Source organism: Cellulosimicrobium sp. AB352 (assembly GCF_049538415.1).
Classification (GTDB): Bacteria; Actinomycetota; Actinomycetes; order Actinomycetales; family Cellulomonadaceae; genus Cellulosimicrobium; species Cellulosimicrobium funkei.
Genome location: NZ_JBMVFX010000020.1, coordinates 58,939 through 80,768 on the forward strand (window position 1 = coordinate 58,939; position 21,830 = coordinate 80,768).

Genomic DNA, 21,830 nt, shown 5'->3' on the forward strand with positions numbered 1-21,830 from the left:
GGAATGCTCGACATGTCTACGGACACGCACGCCGTCGGCGTGCTCGAGGGCGAGGTGCGCGAGCTCGTCCGACGGCGCGGGGTGGACCCCGCGCGCGACCGCGCGGCCGTCGACCAGCTCGTGCGCGACGTCGTCGCGGACTACGAGACGCGCAGCGCGCTCGGGGCCGTCGCGCCGCTCGCCGACCCCGCCGCCGCCGGTCGCGCGGTCGTCGACGCCGTCGCCGGGCTCGGGCCGCTCCAGCCGTACCTCGACGACCCCGAGATCGAGGAGATCTGGATCAACGCGCCCTCCCAGGTGTTCGTGGCGCGCGGCGGCTCGTCGGAGCTGACGACGACGATCCTCACGGCGCAGCAGGTGCGCGACCTCGTGGAGCAGATGCTGCGGTCGTCCGGGCGGCGGCTCGACCTGTCGAGCCCGTTCGTCGACGCGTGCCTCCCCGGCGGGGAGCGGCTGCACGTCGTCATCCCCGACGTCACGCGCAGCGAGTGGGCGGTGAACATCCGCAAGCACGTCGTCCGGGCGTCGCACCTGGACGACCTGGTCCGGCTCGGCGCGCTCCCGCCCCAGGCCGCCGCGTTCCTCGACGCGTCCGTGCGGGCCGGGCTGAACATCCTCGTCGCGGGAGCCACGCAGGCGGGCAAGACGACGATGCTCAACGCCCTCGCCGGGTCGGTCCCGCCCGCGCAGCGCGTCGTCACGTGCGAGGAGGTGTTCGAGCTGCGCTTCGCCGTGCGCGACGTCGTGTCGCTCCAGTGCCGGCAGCCGAGCCTCGAGGGCACGGGGGAGATCCCCCTGCGGCGCCTGGTCAAGGAGGCGCTGCGCATGCGCCCCGACCGCATCGTCATCGGCGAGGTCCGCGAGGCGGAGAGCCTCGACCTGCTCGTCGCGTTGAACGCCGGGGTCCCGGGGATGTGCACGATCCACGCGAACTCCGCCCGGGAGGCGATCACCAAGATGTGCACGCTGCCCCTGCTCGCGGGCGAGAACGTCTCGGACCGCTTCGTGGTGCCGACGGTCGCGTCCGCGATCGATCTCGTCGTGCACCTGGGCGTCGACGCCGACGGGCGCCGCGGCGTGCGCGAGATCCTCGGTGTGACGGGGCGCGTCGAGCAGGGCGTCGTGGAGGCCGCGGAGATCTTCGTGCGTTCGGGCGACCGGCTGGTGCGGGCGGGGGGCTTCCCGCCGCGTGCCGAGCGCTTCGCACACGCGGGCATCGACCTGGCAGCGGTCCTGCGGCCGGGCCCGGCCAGTGCCGACGTGCTCGACGGCGCCGCGCCGACGAGGGTGGGCTGACCGTGGGCGTGGCGGTGGGCCTCCTCCTCGGCGCGGGGCTGTTCTGCGTCTGGTGGTCGTTCTGGGCGCCCGGGCCCCCGCGCGTGCGTCGTGCCGACGGGTGGGCGGCGCGCACGCAGGACCTGCTCGTCCAGGCCGGTGCACCGGCGGTGACACCCGGTGCCCTGGTGGTCGCGAGCGTCGGCGTCGGGCTCGTCGTCCTCGTGGTCGGGACGGTCCTCGCGCGCTCGTGGACCATCGCGGCCTGCTTCGCCGTGATCGCCGCGGGAGCGCCCTCCCTCCTCGTGCGGTCTCGCGCCCGGCGGCGGCGTGCACGGCTGCGGGAGGTCTGGCCCGAGGTGCTGGACCACCTGTCCTCGGGCGTGCGCGCGGGGCTGTCGCTGCCCGAGGCCGTCGGCCAGCTCGGCGAGCGCGGTCCGGTCGAGCTGCGCGAGCCTTTCACCCAGTTCGCGCGGGACTACCGCGCGTCCGGCCGGTTCGGGGAGTGCCTCGACCTGCTCAAGGACCGGCTCGCGGACCCGGTCGCCGACCGCATCGTCGAGGCGCTCCGGATCACGCGGGACGTCGGCGGCACGGACCTGGGGCGCCTCCTGCGCACCCTGTCGACCTTCCTGCGCGAGGACGCCCGCACGCGCGGTGAGCTCGAGGCCCGCCAGTCGTGGACCGTGAACGGGGCACGGCTCGCGGTCGCCGGCCCGTGGGTCGTGCTCGGCTTCCTCGCGACGCGCCCGGAGACGGCGGCCGCGTACAACTCGATGACGGGGGCGGTCGTCCTGGCCGCCGGCGCGGCCTGCTCCGCGGCGGCGTACCAGCTCATGCTGCGGATTGGGCGGCTGCCCGAGGAAGAGCGGGTGCTGCGATGAGCGCCGTCGACGTGTCCTGGACCGGTGCCGCGCTCGGCGCGCTCGGCGGGCTCGGTGTCCTCCTCGTGGTCGCCGGGCTCCGGGGGCGGTCGATCCGCCTCGACGAGCGGCTCGCGCCCTACCTGCGCACCCACGACCGCACGTCCGTCCTGCTGCGCGACCACCCCGTGCGATCGCCCTTCCCGACCCTCGAACGACTCCTCGCGCCGCTGCTCGCCGACGCCGGCCGTGCGCTGGAACGGTTCGGCTCGACGGCGTCCGACGTCCGGCGCCGCCTCGACCGTGCCGGCCGCGGACGCAGCGTCGAGCAGTTTCGCGCACGGCAGCTCGTGTGGGGCGTCGTCGGGCTCGGCGGCGGGACGGCGCTCGCCGTGCTGCTCGCGGCGACGCGGGGGTCGTCCGTCGCCGCCCTGGTGATCCTCGTGCTGCTGTGCGGCGCCGGCGGGGTGCTCGCGTGCGACCACGCGCTGACCCGCGCCGTGCGACGTCGGGAGGAGCGCATGCTCGCCGAGTTCCCCACGGTCGCCGAGCTCCTCGCGCTCGCGGTGAACGCGGGCGAGGGGCCGGTCGCCGCGCTCGAGCGCGTCGCGACCACCGCGCACGGCGAGCTCTCCGGCGAGCTGCGCACGACCCTCGCGACCGTGCGTGCCGGGACCCCGCTCGCCCGGGCGCTCGAGCAGCTCGCCGACCGCACCGGGCTGCCGAGCCTCACCCGATTCGCGGAGGGGGTCGCGGTGGCCGTCGAACGGGGGACCCCGCTCGCCGACGTGCTGCGGGCGCAGGCGCAGGACGTGCGCGAGTGGGGACGCCGCGCGCTCATGGAGGCGGGCGGGAGGAAAGAGGTCGTGATGATGGTCCCCGTCGTCTTCCTCATCCTTCCCGTGACGGTGGTCTACGCCGTCTTCCCGTCGCTCGCGACCCTGCGGCTCGGCTTCTGAGCAGCAGCCACAAGACGTCCGGCACGACCGTCCGGCACGACAGATCGAAACGACGACGAAGGAGAAGCATGCAGGGGTGGAGTCGAGGGAACCAGGCCGTGCGCGCCGCAGCGCGCGGCGCGCTCGGGCGGCTGACCGGTCAGGACCCGGAACGCGGTGACGTACCGGGATGGGTGCTCATCACCTTGATGACGGCGGGGCTGGTGATCGCCCTGTGGGCCGTCGCCGGGCCGGCGCTGACGCAGGCCTTCAGCAACGCCATCTCGAGCGTCGGCGCCCCCTGAGGTGGTGCGTCGCGGTGGCCCGGGAGTCGGCGTCGAGGACCCGGAGCGGGGCTCCGCCGTCGTCGAGTTCACCCTCGTCTCCGTCCTCGTGCTCGTGCTGTTCCTCGGGGTCGTCCAGGTCGCGCTCGCCGTCCACGTGCGCGCGACGCTGGTGGACTGCGCGGCGGAGGGCGCCCGCGTGGCGGGCCGTGCCGACCGTGGCCCGCACGACGGCGCGGCCCGCACGCGCGACCTCGTCGTGTCCGCGCTCTCGGCGCGGTACGCGCAGGACGTCGTCGCGCGCCAGACCGTCGTGGACGGTCTGCCCGTCGTCGAGGTCACGGTGACCGCGCCGCTCCCGGTCGTCGGGCTGCTCGGCCCGGCCGGAGCACTCACCGTCCGCGGTCACGCGCTGGAGGAGGCCCCGTGACGCGCCTGCTCGCTCGGCTCCGCGCGAGGCTGACGGGGCAGCGCTCGGACCGGGGGAGCGCGGTCGTCGAGTTCCTCTGCGTCGCGCTCGTCCTCCTCCTGCCGGTCCTCTACCTCGTGCTCACGGTGGGTCGGGTGCAGGCCGCGACGTTCGCCGTGGAGGGCGCCTCTCGCGAGGCGGCGCGCGCGTTCGTCACGGCACCGTCGAGCGACGACGGCGCCCGGCTCGCCTCGGCGGCCGTGGCCCTGGCGCTCGGCGACCAGGGGTTCGCCCCGGGCGCGGGTGGTCTGACGATCGCCTGCTCGTCACAGGTCTGCCTGGAGCCGGGCGGCGAGGTGACGGCGCACGTCCGGCTCGACGTGCCGCTCCCGCTCGTGCCCGAGCTCGTGCGGGGGGTCGTCCCCCTCGCGGTCCCCGTGGAGGCGCGGCACGTCGCGTCCGTCGACGCGTACGCGGCGCGGCGGCCGTGAGCGCCCCGTCGCCCGCGAGCGCCGCGTCGCCCATGAGCGCCCCGACACCCATGAGCACCCCGTCGCCCCTGGGCGCAACGACACGCGGAGGCACGCCGGTACCCGTCGGCACGCCGGCACCCGTAGGCGCCCTGACCCCCGCAGGCACCTCGACACCTCCGAGCACGGCGGCACCTCGGGGCACCCCGACATCCGGGGGCGCACCCGGACGCGCTCCCGAGCGGCGGTCCGGCGCGGTCGTGCGCGGGTCGACGGCGCTCGTCGCGCGGCTCCAGGGCTCGGACGAGCGGGAGGAGGACGGCCGCATCCTGCTGCTCACGAGCGCGTTCGTCGCGTTCGCGCTGCTCCTCGTGACGGTCGTGGTGAGCGCCACGGAGGTGCACCTCGAACGCAAGCGGCTCTACGCGCTCGCGGATGCGCTCGCTCTCACGGCGGCCGACTCGACGACCCCTGAGACGTTCTACTCCGGCGGCGCCGCGCCGCCGGTCGAGGGCGCCGTCCTCACGCTGACCGACGCCGGGATCCGCGCGGACGTCGACGACTATCTCGCCCGGAACCCCGCGGCGCTCGCCGGTCTGAGCGAGGTCGTGGTGACCGACGCGTCGACCGGCGACGGGCGCACGGCGTCGGTCGGCCTTGCCGCGCGGGCGCGACCCGCGATGATCAGCTGGGTGACCGGGGCGTGGAGTGATGGCATCATCGTGCGTGCAGAGTCACGTGCCAGAGCGTGGTGAGCACCTGTTGCTGTTCGACGAAGAACGTCCAGGGAAAGGAATACCGCAACGTCGCGTGAGCGCGCTCGCGCGCCTTTGTTCACTTTCTTAACTTTGGATGGCCACTTCTGGTTCGGCCCTGTCAAAACCCCAGGTTCGCCGCTATGGTGATCCGGTCCGACAACAACTCCAACGATGGAGAGCTACAACATGAACGCACGAGCAACGAAGAAGCTCGTCGCCGGGGGTGCCCTCGGTGCGATGCTCATCGGCACGGTCGCCCTCGCGTCCGCCGCCTCCGCCGACCCGGTGGACGGCACCGACGTCGACGTCTCCGTGGAGATCGAGTCCAACGTGGAGCCGGGCAACCTCGCTCTCAGCGTCGCCTCGAACTCGACCGAGCTGACCGAGGCCGACGAGTCGTCGGTCGAGGGCACGCGCGAGTTCAACGGTGCGCTGCCGGAGGTCACCGTCACCGACACGCGGACCGAGGTGCCCGAGGGCGCCTACTGGTACGTGCTGGGCAGCGCGTCGGCCTTCACGGGCGACGCGGGCGAGATCGGTGCCGACAACCTCGGCTGGGCCCCGACCCTCGTCGACGGTGGCGACACCGGGCTGGTCTCCGAGGGCGAGCCGGTCGAGCCCTCCCTCGAGGACGGCCCGGGTCTCGTCGACCAGGAGCTCCTGGTCTCGACGTTCGACTCGACCGAGGTCAACCCCGGTTCCTGGACCGCCGGCGCCAACCTCACGCTGCGCACGGGCGAGGACGTCGCGCCGGGCGCGTACAACTCGACCATCACGCTGTCCCTGTTCGAGGACTGAGCCGTCCCGACGTCCCGGTGACCGGTTCCGGCCGGGCACCGACCGAGTAGTCACACGACGGGTCGCACCGTCCCGCACGACCACGGTCGTGCCGGGCGGGCGACCCGTCGTCGTACGGAGAGAAGCCCCTGCGTGATCCCCGCACCAACGCACCCCGCCCGCACCGGGTCCCCGTCCCGCGGTCGCGGGCGTCGTCTCGTCCTCGCCGCGACCGCCCTCGCCGTCGGCCTCCTGCCCGCGACCCCGCTCGCCGTCGCCGCGTCCGCGACGACCGCCGCCACGAGCGCGCACGCCGGCGCCGCGAGCGCGCAGGCCGACGTCGTGAGCGCTCTGCCGACGGTGATGCCCCTCGACACCGAGGAACGCATCACGTGGGGCGCCAAGCCCGCGGACGCGAACGGTCCCGACGGGCGTCGCGGCGTCGACCTCGTCGCCGACCCGGGCACGACGGTCGAGGAGCACATCGCCGTCTCGAACTTCAGTGACGTGCCGGCCACGTTCGCGCTCAAGGCCGCGGACGGCTACCTCACCGCCAACGGGCGCTTCAACATGCTCTCCTCGGACCAGGAGTCCACCGACGCGGGGACGTGGTTCACCGTCCAGGAGAGCGTCGAGGTGGGCCCGAAGGAGACCGTGGTCGTCCCGTACACGATCACGGTCCCCGAGAACGCGACCCCGGGCGACCACCCGGCGGGCATCGCCGCGTCGGTCACGAGCACGGGCGGCGGCGAGGGCGGTACGAGCGTCGGCGTCGAGAGCCGTGTCGGGTTCCGCGTCACGACGCGCGTCACCGGCGAGATCCAGCCCGCGCTCGCCGTCGAGGACGTCAAGGCCTCCTACGCGCCGTCGTGGAACCCGTTCGCCGCGGGCGACCTCAGCGTCTCCTACGACGTCGCCAACGACGGCAACGTGCGCCTCGGCGCCGAGGGCCAGGTCGCGACGTCCGCCCTCTTCGGCGCCGTGACGGACGAGGCGACGGCGGAGCCGCTCGGGGAGGTCCTGCCGGGCGGATCCCTGCGGAGCAAGGTCGCGTTCGCCGACGTCTGGCCGCTCGGGCCGGTCAGCACGACGATCACCGTGACGCCGACCGTCGTCGGCGACGACCAGGTGGACGCGCCGCTCGAGCCGGTCACGGTCACCGTCACCACGTGGGCGGTCCCGTGGCCGCAGCTCCTGCTCCTCGCGATCGTCGTGGTCGTGATCGTGGGCGTCCGGGACGACCGCCGACGCCGGCGCCAGCGCCTCGAGGCGATGCTCGCGAAGGCGCGCGACGAGGGCCGCCAGCAGGCGACGACCGCCGAGCCGGCGCCGTCGACCGCGGGCGGCTCCGCCCCGCAGGGCGGCACGAAGGACTGACGGCGACGCGCCGTCGGGCGGCCCTCGCCCGGCGGCGCCGAACCCCCGCGCCGACCCCCGCGCCGTCGCCCGCGGCGGCCCGCGCGCGGACCCCGCGAGGAGACCCCGCGCTGATCCCTCGCGGTGACCTCGCGCGACGGCGCCGACCGCGCGCGGGGTCGCGTAACCTTGAACCTCGTGGCCACCATCGACTTCCCGTCCGAGATCAAGGCGCTGCGGAGCACGCTCGAGTCCATCGAGAGCGTGAGCGACCCGGAGGAGCTGCGCGCGACGATCGCGAACCTCTCGGAGAAGGCGTCGGCGCCCGACCTGTGGGACGACCCCGACGCGGCGCAGAAGGTGACGTCGGCGCTCTCCGCCGCGCAGTCGGAGCTGGACCGGGTGAAGAAGCTCGGGCAGCGCATCGCCGACGTCGAGACCCTGGTCGAGATGGGCCAGGAGATGGAGGACGAGGACACCCTCGTCGAGGCCGAGAACGAGGTCGCCGCCATCCGCAAGGACCTCGACCAGCTCGAGGTTCGCACCCTCCTCGCAGGCGAGTACGACGCGCGCGAGGCCGTCGTGACGATCCGCGCGGGCGCCGGTGGCGTGGACGCGGCCGACTTCGCCGAGATGCTGCTGCGCATGTACCTGCGCTGGGCGGAGCGCCACGGCTACCCGACGACGGTCCTCGACACGTCGTACGCCGAGGAGGCGGGGCTCAAGTCCGCGACGTTCGAGGTGAAGGCGCCGTACGCGTTCGGCCACCTGTCGGTCGAGGCGGGCACCCACCGCCTCGTGCGAATCTCACCGTTCGACAACCAGGGCCGCCGCCAGACGTCGTTCGCGGCGGTCGAGGTGATCCCGCTCATCGAGCAGACGGACTCGATCGAGATCCCGGAGTCGGAGATCAAGGTCGACGTGTTCCGGTCCTCGGGCCCGGGCGGGCAGTCGGTCAACACGACGGACTCCGCGGTGCGCATGACGCACATCCCGACGGGCATCGTCGTCTCGATGCAGAACGAGAAGTCGCAGATCCAGAACCGCGCCGCCGCTCTCCGCGTGCTCCAGTCCCGCCTGCTGCTCGTGCGCCAGGAGGAGGAGAACGCGAAGAAGAAGGAGCTCGCGGGCGACATCAAGGCGAGCTGGGGCGACCAGATGCGCTCCTACGTGCTGCAGCCGTACCAGATGGTCAAGGACCTGCGCACCGAGCACGAGGTGGGCAACCCCTCGGCGGTGTTCGACGGCGACATCGACGACTTCATCGAGGCCGGGATCCGCTGGCGCCGCGGGGTGCAGAAGGAGGCCTGACCCTCCGCGGCCGCCCCGGGCCGATTGATCCGAGCAACGGATCGATGCACCCGGGCGCGGCGTGTCCGCCCCGCCGGGCCGCAGACGCATGCCTACCCTCGGGATCGTGCGACGAACCCTGTTCGTCCACGGATCGACCCCCGACCCGAGGAACGTGCCGCTGTGATCCGCTTCGAGAACGTCACCAAGGTCTACGCGCGCGGCGCGAGGCCGGCCGTCGACGACGTGTCGTTGGAGGTCCGGCGCGGCGAGTTCGTCTTCCTCGTCGGTGCGTCCGGCTCCGGCAAGTCGACGTGCCTGCACCTCGTCCTGCGCGAGGAGCGCCCGACGAAGGGCAAGGTCTTCGTCGCGGGCCGCGACCTCGGGTCGATGTCGAGCTGGAACGTCCCCAAGCTGCGCCGCCAGATCGGGGTGGTCTTCCAGGACTTCCGCCTGCTGCCCAACAAGACCGTGTTCGAGAACGTCGCGTTCGCGCTCCAGGTGATCGGCAAGCCGCGTCACACCATCGCGATCACCGTGCCCGAGACGCTCGAGATGGTGGGCCTCGCGGGCAAGGAGAAGCGTCGCCCGCACGAGCTCTCCGGCGGTGAGCAGCAGCGCGTCGCCATCGCGCGCGCCATGGTCAACCGCCCGCCGATCCTGCTCGCCGACGAGCCGACCGGGAACCTCGACCCCACGACGTCCCTCGGGATCATGCGCCTGCTCGACCGCATCAACCGCACCGGCACGACCGTCGTCATGGCGACGCACGACGAGGAGATCGTCAACCAGATGCGCCGCCGCGTCGTCGAGCTCGACACCGGCACGCTCGTGCGCGACCAGGCGCACGGCTCGTACGGCGCGCGCGGCCAGGTCATCCCCGACCCGACGACCGGCCCGGCGCCCGAGTCGGCGCCGACCGCCGTCGTGCGCCGGACCGCGCGCCCGTCCGCGGCGCCCGACCCGGCGCCGTCCTCGACGCAGGACCCGGCCGAGGCGCCGGACCGGACGACGGCGACCGGCGCGACGCCCGCGGTCGACGCGTCGAGCCGGCCCCCGCTGCCCCGGCGACGCTCGACGCGTCGCCACGTCGACGCGACGGCGGGGGAGTGAGCGGCGTGCGACTCCAGTTCATCCTCGCGGAGCTCGGCCAGGGCCTGCGGCGCAACGTCTCCATGGCCGTCTCCGTCGTGCTGGTCACCTTCGTCTCGCTCACGTTCGTCGGGTCGTCGCTGCTGCTCCAGGCGCAGATCGGCAAGCTCAAGGACGACTGGTACGACAAGGTCGAGGTGTCCGTCTTCCTCTGCCCGGCCGGGTCGCCGTCGCCCACGTGCGCGGCCGGCGAGGCCACGCCCGACCAGATCGCGGCGATCGAGGACCTGTTCGACACCGAGCTCGGCGACGAGATCCAGACGGTCTACTTCGAGTCCAAGGACGACGCGTTCGCGGCGTTCACCGAGCGCTACCCCGACGGGTACCTGGGCACGCAGCTCACGGTGGACGACATGCAGGCGTCCTTCCGCCTCAAGCTCACCAACCCGGAGAACTACGAGGTCGTCAACGACGTCGTGACGGGGCGGCCGGGCGTCGAGGTGGTCGAGGACCAGCGCCGCATCTTCGACTCGCTGTTCCTCGCGCTCAACCGCGCGTCCCTGCTCGCGGCCGGTCTCGCGGCGGTCATGCTGCTCGCGGCCGTATTGCTCATCACCACGACGATCCGCCTCTCCGCGCTGAGCCGACGGCGCGAGACGGGCATCATGCGGCTCGTCGGGGCGTCGAACCTGTTCATCCAGCTCCCGTTCCTCCTCGAGGGCGCGATCGCCGCCGTGCTCGGCGCGGTCCTGGCGGTCGGCGGGCTCTGGGTCGGCGTGAAGTACCTCGTCACGGACTGGCTGTCCCAGTCCGTGACGTGGGTGGCCTACGTCGACGAGGCGGACGTGCTGCGCATCGCACCCGTGCTCGTCGGGATCGCTTTCCTGCTGGCGGCCGTGTCCTCGGTCGTCACGCTCAACCGCCACACGAGGGTGTGAGATGACCCGGGACCTCCGCCGCGCGACAGCGGCTCTGATCGCCACGACCCTGCTCCTCGTGGGCGGTGTCGCCTCGGCGTCCGCCGACGACATCGACGACCGCCGTGCCGCGGCGGAGCGTCGCCAGTCCGAGATCCTCGGCAACCGCGAGCAGCTCCAGTCCGAGCTCGAGGACACGGACGCGGCGCTCGCGCAGGCCGTCGTCGACCTCCAGGCCATCGAGGCACGGCTGCCCGTCGCGCAGGCCGAACTCGACGCGGCCCAGGCCGAGGTCGAGCGGACGCAGCGCGAGGCGGAGCTGCTCGCGCAGCGGCTCGAGGACGCGCTGGGCCAGGAGGCCGCGATCAGCGCCGAGATCGAGCGCGGCGCGACCGAGGTGGCCGACGCCAAGTCGAGCATCGCCGAGATGGCACGCCAGGCGTACCGCGGCCAGGGCGACGTCTCGAGCCTCGGCATCGTCACGGGTGCGCAGAGCACCGAGGAGTTCATCGCGGAGTACGCGGTCTCCTCGACGGCGGCGCGCAGCCAGTCCCGCTCGCTCCAGGAGCTGCTCGAGGCCGAGTCGGTGTCGCGCAACCGCGAGGCGCGCCTCCAGGCGGTGCGCGAGACGGTCACCGACCTCAAGCAGCAGGCGGACGAGAACCTCGTCGCCGCCGAGGCGGCGCGTACGGCCGCGGCCGACCGCAAGGCCGAGGTCGAGCAGCTGATCGTCGACCAGCAGGCCAAGAAGGCGACGATCGAGGAGCGCAAGTCCGCGGCCGAGGCCAAGGTCGCCGAGAACGAGGCCGCGCAGCAGTCCCTGCAGAGCGAGATCAAGGGCATCATCGCGGAGCAGGCCGAGCGTGACCGCAAGGCCGCCGAGGAGGAGGCCCGCCGCCAGCAGCAGAGCCAGCAGTCCGGTGGTGGAGGCGGCGGTGGTGGAGGCGGTGGCGGTGGCGGGTCGTCCTCCGGCGGGGGCGGCGGCGGAGGTGGCGGTTCGTCCTCCGGCGGCGACCGCGGCAGCATCTCGAGCTTCCTGTCGTACCCGACGGCGGTGCCCTACGTGACCTCGAGCTACGGGATGCGCCTGCACCCCATCCTCGGCTACTACCGCCTGCACGCGGGGACGGACCTGCGCGCCTACTGCGGCACGCCGATCATGGCGGCCGGGCCCGGGACGGTCGTCCACGCCCAGTGGCGCAACGGTTTCGGCAACCAGGTGCTCGTCAACCACGGCACGGTGGGCGGCAAGAACCTCATGACGAGCTACAACCACCTCACGCGCTTCGCGGTGTCGTCCGGCCGGACCGTCAACAAGGGTGACGTCATCGGCTACTCGGGCAACACCGGCCTCTCGGGGGCGTGCCACCTGCACTTCGAGGTGTACGTCAACGGGTCGACGATCGACCCGATGTCTGTGCTGCGCTGACCGAGCCGGGTCGCGCTCCGGGAGTCGCGCCCCACCCGCCCCCGGCCCCCGCGCGACCGCACCCGGGGGATAATCGGTACCGGGCGCCGTCGGGCACCCGTACGCTGGGGCGCCCGCACGGCTCGGGGCCGGCGCACGGACGGTGCCCCGGACGAGCACCCCGGGCGACAGCACCGACAGCAGAGAAGGACGGTAGGACACGGATGGCGAAGGACAGCGGCCGCAAGGTCGTCGCCAGCAACCGCAAGGCACGCCACGACTACGTGATCGAGGACGTGTACGAGGCGGGGATCGTCCTGTCCGGGACCGAGGTCAAGGCGCTGCGGATGGGCAGGGCGTCGCTCGTCGACGGCTACGTCGCGGTCGACCGCGGCGAGGCCTGGCTCGAGAACGTCCACATCCCCGAGTACACCGAGGGCACGTGGAACAACCACGCCCCGCGCCGCAAGCGCAAGCTGCTCCTGCACAAGGAGGAGATCCTGCGGTTGGAGTCCAAGACGCGCGAGAAGGGGCACACGATCGTGCCCCTCGCGCTGTACTTCCTCGACGGCCGCGCCAAGGTCGAGATCGCGCTCGCGCGCGGCAAGAAGGAGTACGACAAGCGCCAGGCGCTCCGCGAGAAGCAGGACAACCGCGAGGCGCAGCGCGCCATGCGGCAGCGCGAGCTGCGCTGACGCCGCGCGGGGCGTCCCGCACGCGGTCCCGTGCCCGACGTCGGCCCCACCCGCTGGTGACGCCGTCGCCCTCGACGTACGGTCGAGGGCGAGACGACGACCGCGAACCAGGAGGCCCCATGGTCAAGCTCCGCCAGTACATCCCGCGCCTCGCGGCGGGGGCGTACATCCTCAACTCCGGCCTGAGCAAGCGCGGTGCCGACGAGGAGACCGCGCAGGGACTGCACGGGATGGCCGCCGGCACGTACTCGTTCCTCGGGGACGTCGAGCCGAAGCAGTTCACCAAGACCCTGTCGACCGCCGAGATCGCGCTCGGCGCGGCCCTCGTGGCGCCCTTCGTCCCGACCGGTCTCGTCGCCGTCGGGCTCGGCGTCTTCTCGGCCGGCCTCGTCGGCATGTACCTCAAGACGCCGGGCATGACGCGCGAGGACGGGGTGCGACCCACCGAGCAGGGGACCGGGCTCGCGAAGGACGTGTTCCTCCTCGGGATCGCCGGCGGGCTGCTCGTCGACTCGCTGAGCCGGAAGAAGTAGCCGCGACGCGGGTACCGGCGGCGCACGGTCGCCGGTACCCGGCCGCGCGGGAATATCCGTGCGGGGCACGGCGTTGATCGCGTAGGCTGGACCTGCTGCACGAGGTCCGGGTCCGCCCGGACGCCGCGCAGTGCTTGACAACTGCACAGGGGGTGATCGGTTTCGACGGTGGTCGTGCTTCGAGGAGAAGCGGGCCGAGGATGCAGGCTTATCTCGTAAACGATGTCTGCAAAACACAGGTGCCGATAACAAGCGCACCGACTTCGCCCTCGCCGCCTGAGCGAGCCCCGAAGTCCGTCAGCCCGAGCTAGCTCTCGACTCGGATCCTGGCGTCATCTAGAGAGCCACTGCTCGCAGTCCTCGTCACCGGGGCTGCGGGGACTTTCAGGTGACTGAGCCCGTCCGCATCTTGTCTGCGTGAGTGCGGGGGCCGAGAAAAACGACAGCAGACTGCGCCCGGAGAAGTCCTCGATCGGCGTCACCGGACCGGGGTTCGATTCCCCGCACCTCCACCCCTGCGGCGACGGCCCGCACCCCTCTCGGGGTGCGGGCCGTCGCCGTATCGGCGCTCTGTGCGGTCACCAGCCGTGGCGCTCCCAGGCTGCCGCCGCCTCGTCGCCGTCGAGCCACTCGAGGCGCAGCCGCCGCCCCCGCACCTCGAGCCGGTCGTCGTCGTCACGGGGGAGCGGGGGCGCGCCGGGGTCGTCGCTGTACAGGTCCTCGTCGTCGCCCGCGCCGTCGAGGTGGGCCCGCCACTGCACGCGCGGCTCCGGGTTGACGTGCCGGGGGAACGTCTGCGGCCCGACCGTGTCCCAGTGCGTGCACACGCGCGTCACGAGGTGACCGGCGAGCCGGGCCGTGCCCTCGTCGTCGGCCCACAGGCGCGCGACGCGACCGGTGCCCTCGGGGGTGACGGGCTCAGTCACGGGCGGACGCCCCGACGAGCGGAGCCCGTCCCGACGACGGCGCCTGCGGGTCGTCGTCCGGCCCCGTGCCGCCGTCGTCGGCCGGGGGAGCGCCGCCGTCCTGCGCACGACGGCGGACCCGGCGCAGCACCCAGCGCACGACGAGCAGGACGAGGCCGACGACGACGAGCCACGGGAGCAGCGCGCCGAGGACGACGACCAGGCCGTTGAGCGTGGTCAGCAGAGCGTTCCAGCCGTTCTGCAGCCCGCCGAGAAATCCGCCGGGGGCGAGCTGCTCCGTCGGCACCACCTGCACGACGGTGACGTGCAGCGTGGACATCGAGACCCGGTCCGTGAGCGCGGCGCGCTGCGACTGGAGCGACTCGAGCTCCGCCTGGCGCGTCGTGAGCTCCTGCTCGGCGGCGAGCAGGTCCGCGGTCGTCGCCGCGTCGCCCATGAGTGTCCGCAGGCGCTCGACCGACGTGGTGAGCGCCGCGACGCGGGCGTCGAGGTCGCGCGCGGTGCCGGTCACGTCGACCGCCTCGATCGCGAGGTCGCGCACCTCGCCGACCTGACCGAGCGCGTCCACGGTCGCGGTCGTCTGGGCCGCCGGCACGCGCACCGTCAGCTCGGCCGTGGGCCGCGCGTCGCCCTCGGGCTCGGACTGCCGCCGGCTCTCGACCCGCCCGCCCGCGCTCTCCGCGAGCTCGGCGACCTGCTCGGCGGCCGCCGACGGGTCCTTCGCGACGACGGTCACCGAGCCGGTCGTGACGATCTCGCGGTCCGCCTCGACCACGGCGTCCTCGTCGCCGGTCGTGATCCCGGCCGGGGCGCCGGACGAGGTGTCGGTGCCGTCGACCACCGCCGCCTCGGACCCCGCGCCGGAGTCGAGGGCGGCGTCGCCGGCGCCCGGCGTCGCGGAGCAGCCGGCCAGGAGCGCGCCGCCGAGCACCAGCGCGGCGACGACGGCGAGAGGGCGAGTGGTCCGCATGCTGCGAGGGTAGGGGGCCAACCGCGCGAACCGGACAGCCGCACCCACATCGTGACCGTCTTGTGAACTGTCCGTGATCCGACCGTCGCCCGGCGCCGTGCGGACGCGCCGGTCCCCGCGCGAGGATGGGTGCGTGCTCGTGTGCTGCGGACTCGTGACCCTCGACGTCGTCCAGGTCGTCGACGCCCTGCCCGGACCCGACGAGAAGGTCGTCGCGCGGTCCCTCGCCGCGACGTTCGGAGGCCCGGCCGCGAACGCCGCGGCCACCGCCGTCGCGCTCGGCGTCCCGCCGACCCTCGTGACCGCCGTGGGCCACGGGCCCCTCGCCGCGGTCGTGCGGTCCGAGCTCGCGTCCTCCGGCGTCGCGCTCGTCGACGCGGTGGACGGTGCGGCCGGGGTCGCCGGGGCGGCCCAGCCCGCGGTCTCGACGGTGCTGGTCACGCGCGCGACCGGCGAGCGTGCGGTCGTGAGCACCAACGCCTCCGGCTTCGGCGACCTCACCGATGCGCGGCTCGTCGCGCCGGGTCGCACGACGGACCTGCTGGGCGAGCTCGGCCCCGGGGACGTGCTGCTGCTCGACGGCCATCACCCGGGGCTCGCGCTCCGGGTCGCGCGCCGCGCGCGGGAGCGCGGGTGCGCCGTCGTGCTGGACGGGGGCTCCTGGAAGCCCGACGCGCCCGCGATGATCGGGCTGTGCGACGCCGTCGTCGTGTCGGCGGACTTCCGGCCGCCCGGCGTCGCGACGGGCGACGTGCTCGACGCCGTCGCCGCGCTCGGACCGCGGTTCGTCGCGCGGACCCGCGGTCCGCGGCCCGTCGAGGTGCTCGACGCGGGGGAGAGGTACGAGGTCGCGGTCCCGCGGCCGGGCCGCGTGGTCGACACCCTGGGTGCGGGCGACGTGGTCCACGGCGCGTTCGCCGCGGCGGCGGCACGTGGGTCGTCGTGGCGCGCCGCGCTGGCGGACGCCGTGGTGGTCGCGTCCCGCTCGGTCGAGCACGCCGGAGCGCGGGGCTGGATCGCCGCGACGTCGTGACGTGCGGGGCCGTGGGACCAAGGTCCCGGGTCGCGGCCTCCTCGGCTACATTTCGGTCACGAAGCCGGGAGAGAGTTGACAGCCACTTAGTAAAGGCAGTCTACTAACAAACATGACAACGGCAGTCACCGGCACCGGCGCACCGAGGAGGCGACTGAGCACAGGGCTCAGGCCGACCTCGAAGGTGCTCCCCGAGCACGCTCGGGCCCACAACCGGTCGCTCGTGCTGCAGCACCTGTTCCACGAGGGGCCCACGTCGCGCGCCGACCTCGCGCGCGCCACGTCCCTCACCCGCGTGACCATCTCCGACCTCGTCTCCGTGCTCATCGCCGAGGGCCTGGTCGAGGAGCTCGGCGTCCGCCCGGGCCAGCGCGTGGGCAAGCCCGCGATCCTCGTCGGCATGCGCACGAGCGCGTACCAGATCGTCTCCGTCGACCTCACCGACGACGAGGTCCTGCGCGGCGCCGTCGTCACGCTCACGGGCGACTTCGTCGTCCGGCAGAGCCTCGCGGTGGACGGCCGCACCGGCACCGAGCTCGTCGACCTGCTCATGCGCTTCTGCCGCGGCCTCATCGCGTCCGCGACCCAGCCGGTCATCGGCGTGGGGATCGGGTCGCCCGGCGTCGTCGACGCCGAGGGCCGCGTCATCGAGGCGCCGAACCGCCGCTGGTACGACGTCCCGCTCGCCGCCCAGCTCACGGAGCGGCTCGGGCTCGCGGTCCACGTCGCCAACGACGCCAACATCGCCGCGCTCGGCGAGTTCACGTTCGGGGGAGCGGCCGGGGACGGCCTGCTCGTCCTCACGGTGGGCGAGGGCGTGGGCGCCGGCATCATGGTCGACGGCGCGCGCGTGCACGGGCACGCCGACGCCGCCGGCGAGCTCGGCCACGTGACCGTGGTCGAGGACGGCGAGCCGTGCGCCTGCGGGCGCCGCGGCTGCCTCGAGACCGTCCTGTCCGTGCCGGCGCTGCGCCGCGCGGTGGACGGGCTCGACACCGAGGCTTCCGACGCCGTGCTGGCGTCGGTGGGCAGGACGCTGGGCATCGCCCTGGCCCCTGTCGTCAGTGCGCTCAACCTCGCGGAGGTGCTCGTGAGCGGTCCTGCGGACCTGCTCGACGGCCCCCTGCGCGAGTCGGCGTTCGAGACCATCCGCTCCCGCACCATGCCGGTCATCGGCAGCGGGCTGCAGGTGCGGATGGCCACGCTCGACGAAGACGTCGTCCTCGCTGGGGCCGCCGTCCTCGTCCTCTCCGGACAGCTGGGGGTCTCGTGAGCCGACGACGCTCCGCCTGACCCGCTCTGCCCGACCGGGGCTCGGGCCACGACCCGCCCCTCACGACCTCCTGGGACCCCCAGTGCAGCACCCCCAGGAACGCAGTAACACCGCAGCACCCCTGCACACGCTCGATTACGCAGGACTCCTGCCACACCTCCGGTGGGGGCATCGCCGCCACCACCAAGAATCACCGAGAGGAAGCACCCAGTGAAGAGGAACCGTCTCGTCGCCGCCTCCGTGGCGTCGACGATCACCCTGGCGCTCGCGCTGACCGCCTGCAGCACCGGCGGGAACGAGAACAACGGCTCCGGCGACGGCGAGGCCGCCTCCGGCGACATCCGCGTCTGGCTCGTGGGCTCCGACACCCCCGACGCGGCCCGCGACTACCTCAAGACGACGTTCGAGGAGGAGAACCCGGGCAGCACCCTCACGATCGAGGAGCAGTCCTGGACGGGCCTCGTCGACAAGCTGACGACCTCGCTCTCGGGCTCCGACAGCCCTGACGTCGTCGAGGTCGGCAACACGCAGTCCGCCGCGTTCACCTCCGCGGGCTACTTCCGCGAGATCACCGCCGACGAGTTCGAGTCCTACGGTGGCGACGACCTCCTGCCCGCCTTCGTCGAGGCCGGCACGTGGGAGGACAAGCACTACGCGCTGCCGTACTACGCGGGCTCCCGCGTGGTGTTCTACTCGCCCCAGGTCACGGGCGGCGCCGCGGTGCCGACCACGCTCGACGAGTACGTCGCGAGCGCCAAGGCCCTCACGACCCCGGACGTGTCCGGCCTCTACTGGCCTGGCCAGGACTGGTACAACGCTCTCCCCTTCATCTGGGAGAACGGCGGCTTCATCGCCGAGCAGGGCGAGGACGGCACCTGGGAGGCGGGCTTCTCCTCGGAGGGTGGCCTCAAGGGCATGGAGCAGGTCGCCGACCTGATGGCCAACGCCTCGCACGCCCCGAAGGACGGCCAGGAGACCGACCTCCAGGTGCCGTTCTGCGAGGGCAAGGTCGCGTACCTCTCCGCCCCGACGTGGATCCAGTGGTCCATCAAGGCTCCGGAGGACGCGGAGACGCCGGGCTGCGAGTCGACCTACGGCTCCGACCTCACCGCGCTCCCGCTGCCCGGCAAGGACGGCGGCACCGCGACGGTCTTCGGCGGTGGCTCGAACCTCGCGGTCGCGTCGAAGTCGAACAACCCCGAGCTCGCCGTCAAGGCCTACGCCATCATGATGAGCGACGAGTACCAGACGATCCTCGCCGAGAACGGCCTGATCCCGGCCAAGACCTCGCTCGCCGAGAAGGTGCCGACGGACAACCCGATCGCCCAGGCCGGTGTGGACGCCGCGATGAACACGCAGGTCACGCCGGTGTCGCCGAAGTGGGCTGACGTCGAGGCGCAGAACGTCCTCCAGACGGCCTTCACGCGCATCGCCAACGGCGACGACGTGAAGACCGTCGCCGAGGAGCTCGACGCGAAGATCGAGCAGATCCTCAACAGCTGAGCCGGCCCGGTGCCGCCCCGGGTCCGCCCGGGACGGCACCGGACGCTCGTCAGGGGTGGGGATCTCTCCGGGGTCCCCACCCTTCGCACGACGCGTCCCGCACGTCATCACTGCGCACCACCGCGCACCATCCGACGGAGTGAGGAAATGAGCTCTACCACTCTCGAGCCCCGGACAGCGCCCCCGCGCGCGTCCGTGCGGCCCCCCAAGAAGCGGCGTCCACCGGTCCTGCCGTGGTCGCTGCTGGTCCCCACGCTCATCCTGCTGGGCATCATGGTCGGCTACCCGCTGGTCCAGCTGTTCGTCATGTCCTTCCAGGAGTACGAGCGCGCCCAGCTCATGGGCGTGCCGGCCGAGTGGGTGGGCTTCGACAACTACGTACAGGTCCTCACCGACGTCGACGGGTTCTGGACGGTCCTGCTCCGCAGCTTCGTCCTGATGGTCGTCTGGGTCGCGCTGACGATGCTGTTCGGCACGCTCGTGGCGCTGCTCATGATGCGTCTCAACAAGGGCTTCCGCCTCCTCGTGTCCATCGGGCTGCTGCTCGCGTGGGCGATGCCGCCCCTCGCCGGCACCATCGTCTGGGGCTGGCTCTTCGACACCGAGTACGGCGTCGTCAACAACTTCCTCACGAAGATCACCGGGGACAACTGGATGGGCCACTCGTGGCTCCTCGACCCGATGCAGTTCTTCCTCATCCTGACGCTCATCATCGTGTGGGGCGCGATCCCGTTCGTGGCGTTCACGCTCTACGCGGGCCTGACGCAGGTGCCGGGCGAGGTCCTCGAGGCCGCGCAGCTCGACGGCGCGACGCCGTTCCAGCGGTTCCGGCTCATCATGGTCCCCTACGTGCGGAGCATCTACACGGTGCTGATCGTGCTGTCGATCATCTGGGACCTGCGCGTCTTCACGCAGGTCTACGCCCTGCAGGGCATCGGCGGCGACCGTGAGAAGACGAACACGATCGGCGTGTACATCTACCAGATGGGCATGGCCCAGGGGCACTACGGTGTCGCCGGCGCGATCGCCGTCATCTTCGTCTTCATCATGCTCGGCATCTCGTTCTACTACGTGCGCCGGACCGTCCGGGAGGAAGAACTGTGAGCACCATCTCCACCCCGACGATCCCCGTCTCCCGCGCCGCGGTCCCCGACCGCGGTGGCCGGAAGACGCGGCGCGAGGGACAGAGCAAGAAGCGCGCGGCGAACGTCGTCTACTCGATCATCGCGATCGTCGTCTTCGTCGCGTCGGCGTTCCCCGTCTACTGGATGATCAACACGTCGTTCCTGCCGACGAACCTCATCCGTGGGACGGACCTGCACTTCTTCCCGACCCCCGACGTCTTCACGCTGAACAACTACGTGAACGTGTGGACCGACGACCGTCGTGCGCCGCTGCCGCCCGCGATGGTCAACTCGATCACCGTCACGCTCATCACGCTGGTCGTCTCGATGATCCTGGGCTTCCTCGCCTCGCTCGCGATCACGCGCTTCTCGTTCAAGGGCCGCAAGTCGTTCATCGTCGCGCTCCTCGTGATCCAGATGATCCCGGGCGAGGCCATGATGATCTCGATCTTCCGGATCATCGACGGCTGGCAGATGCTCAACACGATCACCGGGCTGGCGTTCGTCTACATCTCCGCGGTGCTGCCGTTCACGATCTGGACCCTGCGAGGCTTCGTCCAAGGCGTGCCCGCGGAGCTGGAGGAAGCGGCCATGATCGACGGGTGCTCGCGACCGAAGGCGTTCTGGAAGGTGACGTTCCCGCTGCTCGCGCCCGGCCTCGTCGCCACCGGTGTCTTCGCGTTCATCCAGGCGTGGAACGAGTTCCTCATGGCGCTGATCATCATGTCCCGGCCGGAGTCCATGACGCTGCCGGTCTGGTTGCGCACGTTCCAGCAGGCGACGATGGCGACGAACTGGGGAGCGCTGATGGCCGGCTCGGTCATCGTGGCGATCCCGGTGGTCATCTTCTTCGTCATCGTCCAGGGCAGGATGACCGGTGGCCTCGTCTCGGGTGCGGTGAAGGGCTGACGTGAGCGACCTGAGCACGGCTGCCTCGCTCGACGGCGAGGCGGCCGCAGCCCTGGCCGGACGCCCCGGCCCCGGGACCGCGTCACGACGCGGTCCCGTGGGCCCGGGCAGCGCGGTGGGCCTCGACATCGGCGGCACCAAGGTGCTCGCGGCCTTCCTCGGCCCCGACGGGGTCGCGCGCGAGACCCTGCGCCTGCCGACGGTGCGCGGACCGGAGGGCGTCGTGTCCAGCGCGGCGCGCGCGGTCCGCGAGGTGGTCCGGCGCGCCTGCGGTGACCTCGCGGGCGTCGACGGCGTCGGCGTCGGGGTCCCCGGGCTGGTGGACCCCGCCGACGGCTCCGTCGTGCACGCGGTGAACCTCGGTATCGAGGGCGGACGCTTCGCCCTCGCCGAGGCGCTGTCCGCGGAGCTCGGCGGCGTCCCGGTCCAGGTCGACAACGACCTCAACGTGGCCGCACTCGGTGCCTCGCACCTGCGCGGCGCGGAGGGGGAGGACCTCGCGTTCCTCGCGCTCGGCACCGGGCTCGCGGCCGGCATCGTGCTCGGCGGCGAGCTCCGCCGGGGCGTGAGCGGCGCGGCGGGGGAGATCGGGCACATCCCGATCGACCCGCGCGGGCCCGAGTGCGCGTGCGGGCAGCGCGGGTGCGTGGAGGTCTACGCGTCGGGCTCCGCCGTGTCGGCGCGCTGGCCGTCGCGCCACGGTCGGCCGGCCCCTGCCGAGCTCTTCGAGGCCGCGGCCGCGGGCGACCCGGACGCGATCCGGATCAAGGACGAGTTCGCGTCCGCCGTCGCCTCCGCCGTGCGGATCCTCGAGCTGACGGTGGACGTGCGCCACGTGGTGCTCGGCGGCGGCGTGTCCGCGCTGGGCCAGCCACTGCTGGACGCGGTCCGCGACGCGCTCGACGCGCAGTCGAGCACGTCCCCCTTCCTGTCCTCGTTGCGTCTGTCGGAGCGGGTCTCCCTCGCGCCGTCGGACGTCCCGGTCGCCGCCGTGGGCGCTGCTCTCGTCGGCCGTCGAAAGGTGTTG

The 21,830-nt window shown here is 72.8% G+C and carries 23 protein-coding genes and 1 other RNA gene; 22 read left to right on the plus strand and 2 right to left on the minus strand.

What is annotated here, in order from left to right; genetic code table 11:
• Window positions 1–12 precede the first annotated feature (12 nt).
• The 16 genes from ACPCUX_RS14525 to ssrA all read left to right on the plus strand — a co-directional run bounded on the left by ACPCUX_RS14525 (window position 13) and on the right by ssrA (window position 13,580).
• Complete coding sequence (locus ACPCUX_RS14525; RefSeq protein ID WP_423389041.1) at window positions 13–1,296, plus strand: CpaF family protein; 1,284 nt, start codon at window positions 13–15, stop codon at window positions 1,294–1,296.
• A gap of 2 nt (window positions 1,297–1,298) precedes the next feature.
• Window positions 1,299–2,159: a type II secretion system F family protein gene (locus ACPCUX_RS14530; protein WP_144722476.1), complete on the plus strand. Its 861-nt coding sequence runs from the start codon at window positions 1,299–1,301 to the stop codon at window positions 2,157–2,159.
• Window positions 2,156–3,097: a type II secretion system F family protein gene (locus ACPCUX_RS14535; protein ID WP_144722477.1), complete on the plus strand. Its 942-nt coding sequence runs from the start codon at window positions 2,156–2,158 to the stop codon at window positions 3,095–3,097. Before ACPCUX_RS14530 ends, ACPCUX_RS14535 begins: the two co-directional genes overlap by 4 nt.
• A 68-nt stretch (window positions 3,098–3,165) precedes the next feature.
• Window positions 3,166–3,381, plus strand: coding sequence for a hypothetical protein (locus tag ACPCUX_RS14540; protein WP_021483743.1), 216 nt, complete (start codon window positions 3,166–3,168; stop codon window positions 3,379–3,381).
• Between the two features lie 4 nt (window positions 3,382–3,385).
• Entirely contained in the window at window positions 3,386–3,790 is a 405-nt protein-coding gene (locus tag ACPCUX_RS14545; protein ID WP_031317226.1) for a TadE/TadG family type IV pilus assembly protein, read from the plus strand.
• Window positions 3,787–4,260: a TadE/TadG family type IV pilus assembly protein gene (locus ACPCUX_RS14550; RefSeq protein WP_423389038.1), complete on the plus strand. Its 474-nt coding sequence runs from the start codon at window positions 3,787–3,789 to the stop codon at window positions 4,258–4,260. Before ACPCUX_RS14545 ends, ACPCUX_RS14550 begins: the two co-directional genes overlap by 4 nt.
• A gap of 239 nt (window positions 4,261–4,499) precedes the next feature.
• Window positions 4,500–4,994, plus strand: coding sequence for a hypothetical protein (locus tag ACPCUX_RS14555; RefSeq protein ID WP_051027493.1), 495 nt, complete (start codon window positions 4,500–4,502; stop codon window positions 4,992–4,994).
• Between the two features lie 189 nt (window positions 4,995–5,183).
• On the plus strand, window positions 5,184–5,795 hold the full coding sequence (locus ACPCUX_RS14560; RefSeq protein ID WP_034653958.1) for a hypothetical protein: 612 nt from the start codon (window positions 5,184–5,186) through the stop codon (window positions 5,793–5,795).
• Window positions 5,796–5,927: 132 nt separating this feature from the next.
• A complete protein-coding gene (locus ACPCUX_RS14565) occupies window positions 5,928–7,151 on the plus strand; it encodes a hypothetical protein (RefSeq protein WP_391514701.1) in 1,224 nt (407 codons plus the stop codon).
• 177 nt (window positions 7,152–7,328) lie between these two features.
• On the plus strand, window positions 7,329–8,441 hold the full coding sequence (gene prfB / locus ACPCUX_RS14570) for a peptide chain release factor 2 (protein WP_031316541.1): 1,113 nt from the start codon (window positions 7,329–7,331) through the stop codon (window positions 8,439–8,441).
• 162 nt (window positions 8,442–8,603) lie between these two features.
• Window positions 8,604–9,533 (plus strand): cell division ATP-binding protein FtsE, encoded by a 930-nt coding sequence (ftsE, locus tag ACPCUX_RS14575; protein ID WP_081599836.1) that lies wholly within the window; start codon window positions 8,604–8,606, stop codon window positions 9,531–9,533.
• 5 nt (window positions 9,534–9,538) lie between these two features.
• The gene (gene ftsX / locus ACPCUX_RS14580; protein ID WP_021483124.1) at window positions 9,539–10,450 is read left to right on the plus strand and encodes a permease-like cell division protein FtsX; all 912 of its coding nucleotides are present in this window, start codon (window positions 9,539–9,541) and stop codon (window positions 10,448–10,450) included.
• A 1-nt stretch (window position 10,451) separates the two neighbouring features.
• A complete protein-coding gene (locus ACPCUX_RS14585; RefSeq protein WP_043652586.1) occupies window positions 10,452–11,858 on the plus strand; it encodes a M23 family metallopeptidase in 1,407 nt (468 codons plus the stop codon).
• Window positions 11,859–12,061: 203 nt separating this feature from the next.
• Complete coding sequence (gene smpB / locus ACPCUX_RS14590) at window positions 12,062–12,532, plus strand: SsrA-binding protein SmpB (protein WP_021482407.1); 471 nt, start codon at window positions 12,062–12,064, stop codon at window positions 12,530–12,532.
• A 119-nt stretch (window positions 12,533–12,651) separates the two neighbouring features.
• Window positions 12,652–13,065, plus strand: a complete 414-nt coding sequence (locus ACPCUX_RS14595) for a hypothetical protein (protein WP_021482408.1) — start codon at window positions 12,652–12,654, stop codon at window positions 13,063–13,065.
• 148 nt (window positions 13,066–13,213) lie between these two features.
• Window positions 13,214–13,580: a transfer-messenger RNA gene (ssrA, locus tag ACPCUX_RS14600) on the plus strand.
• 63 nt (window positions 13,581–13,643) lie between these two features.
• On the opposite strand, the gene ACPCUX_RS14605 is transcribed toward ssrA, so the two are convergent.
• Together ACPCUX_RS14605 and ACPCUX_RS14610 are read right to left on the minus strand one after the other, a co-directional pair.
• Entirely contained in the window at window positions 13,644–13,991 is a 348-nt protein-coding gene (locus ACPCUX_RS14605; RefSeq protein WP_085388201.1) for a hypothetical protein, read from the minus strand.
• Window positions 13,984–14,961 carry a DUF4349 domain-containing protein gene (locus tag ACPCUX_RS14610; protein WP_423389039.1) on the minus strand — a complete coding sequence of 326 codons (978 nt, stop codon included), beginning with the start codon at window positions 14,959–14,961 and terminating at the stop codon, window positions 13,984–13,986. Before ACPCUX_RS14610 ends, ACPCUX_RS14605 begins: the two co-directional genes overlap by 8 nt.
• Window positions 14,962–15,100: 139 nt before the next feature.
• Here ACPCUX_RS14610 and ACPCUX_RS14615 point away from each other — a divergent pair, with 139 nt between their 5' ends.
• The 6 genes from ACPCUX_RS14615 to ACPCUX_RS14640 form a co-directional block, all read left to right on the plus strand.
• Window positions 15,101–15,994 carry a PfkB family carbohydrate kinase gene (locus tag ACPCUX_RS14615; RefSeq protein ID WP_423389042.1) on the plus strand — a complete coding sequence of 298 codons (894 nt, stop codon included), beginning with the start codon at window positions 15,101–15,103 and terminating at the stop codon, window positions 15,992–15,994.
• Between the two features lie 112 nt (window positions 15,995–16,106).
• Window positions 16,107–17,267 carry an ROK family transcriptional regulator gene (locus ACPCUX_RS14620; protein ID WP_051027709.1) on the plus strand — a complete coding sequence of 387 codons (1,161 nt, stop codon included), beginning with the start codon at window positions 16,107–16,109 and terminating at the stop codon, window positions 17,265–17,267.
• A 210-nt stretch (window positions 17,268–17,477) separates the two neighbouring features.
• Window positions 17,478–18,770 (plus strand): extracellular solute-binding protein, encoded by a 1,293-nt coding sequence (locus ACPCUX_RS14625; protein ID WP_085388198.1) that lies wholly within the window; start codon window positions 17,478–17,480, stop codon window positions 18,768–18,770.
• Between the two features lie 147 nt (window positions 18,771–18,917).
• On the plus strand, window positions 18,918–19,874 hold the full coding sequence (locus tag ACPCUX_RS14630) for a carbohydrate ABC transporter permease (protein ID WP_034652155.1): 957 nt from the start codon (window positions 18,918–18,920) through the stop codon (window positions 19,872–19,874).
• Entirely contained in the window at window positions 19,871–20,803 is a 933-nt protein-coding gene (locus tag ACPCUX_RS14635) for a carbohydrate ABC transporter permease (RefSeq protein WP_034652152.1), read from the plus strand. Before ACPCUX_RS14630 ends, ACPCUX_RS14635 begins: the two co-directional genes overlap by 4 nt.
• Window position 20,804: 1 nt before the next feature.
• Window positions 20,805–21,830, plus strand: a 1,026-nt coding sequence (locus ACPCUX_RS14640) for an ROK family protein (RefSeq protein WP_423389040.1), incomplete at its 3' end; no start/stop codon positions are given.

Coding starts and splice junctions, on each gene's coding strand:
- ACPCUX_RS14525 (WP_423389041.1), top strand. CDS start 13: ATGTCTACGGACACGCACGCCGTCGGCGTGCTCGAGGGCGAGGTGCGC.
- ACPCUX_RS14535 (WP_144722477.1), top strand. CDS start 2,156: ATGAGCGCCGTCGACGTGTCCTGGACCGGTGCCGCGCTCGGCGCGCTC.
- ACPCUX_RS14540 (WP_021483743.1), top strand. CDS start 3,166: ATGCAGGGGTGGAGTCGAGGGAACCAGGCCGTGCGCGCCGCAGCGCGC.
- ACPCUX_RS14560 (WP_034653958.1), top strand. CDS start 5,184: ATGAACGCACGAGCAACGAAGAAGCTCGTCGCCGGGGGTGCCCTCGGT.
- ACPCUX_RS14585 (WP_043652586.1), top strand. CDS start 10,452: ATGACCCGGGACCTCCGCCGCGCGACAGCGGCTCTGATCGCCACGACC.
- smpB (WP_021482407.1), top strand. CDS start 12,062: ATGGCGAAGGACAGCGGCCGCAAGGTCGTCGCCAGCAACCGCAAGGCA.
- ACPCUX_RS14595 (WP_021482408.1), top strand. CDS start 12,652: ATGGTCAAGCTCCGCCAGTACATCCCGCGCCTCGCGGCGGGGGCGTAC.
- ACPCUX_RS14610 (WP_423389039.1), bottom strand. CDS start 14,961: ATGCGGACCACTCGCCCTCTCGCCGTCGTCGCCGCGCTGGTGCTCGGC.
- ACPCUX_RS14620 (WP_051027709.1), top strand. CDS start 16,107: ATGACAACGGCAGTCACCGGCACCGGCGCACCGAGGAGGCGACTGAGC.
- ACPCUX_RS14630 (WP_034652155.1), top strand. CDS start 18,918: ATGAGCTCTACCACTCTCGAGCCCCGGACAGCGCCCCCGCGCGCGTCC.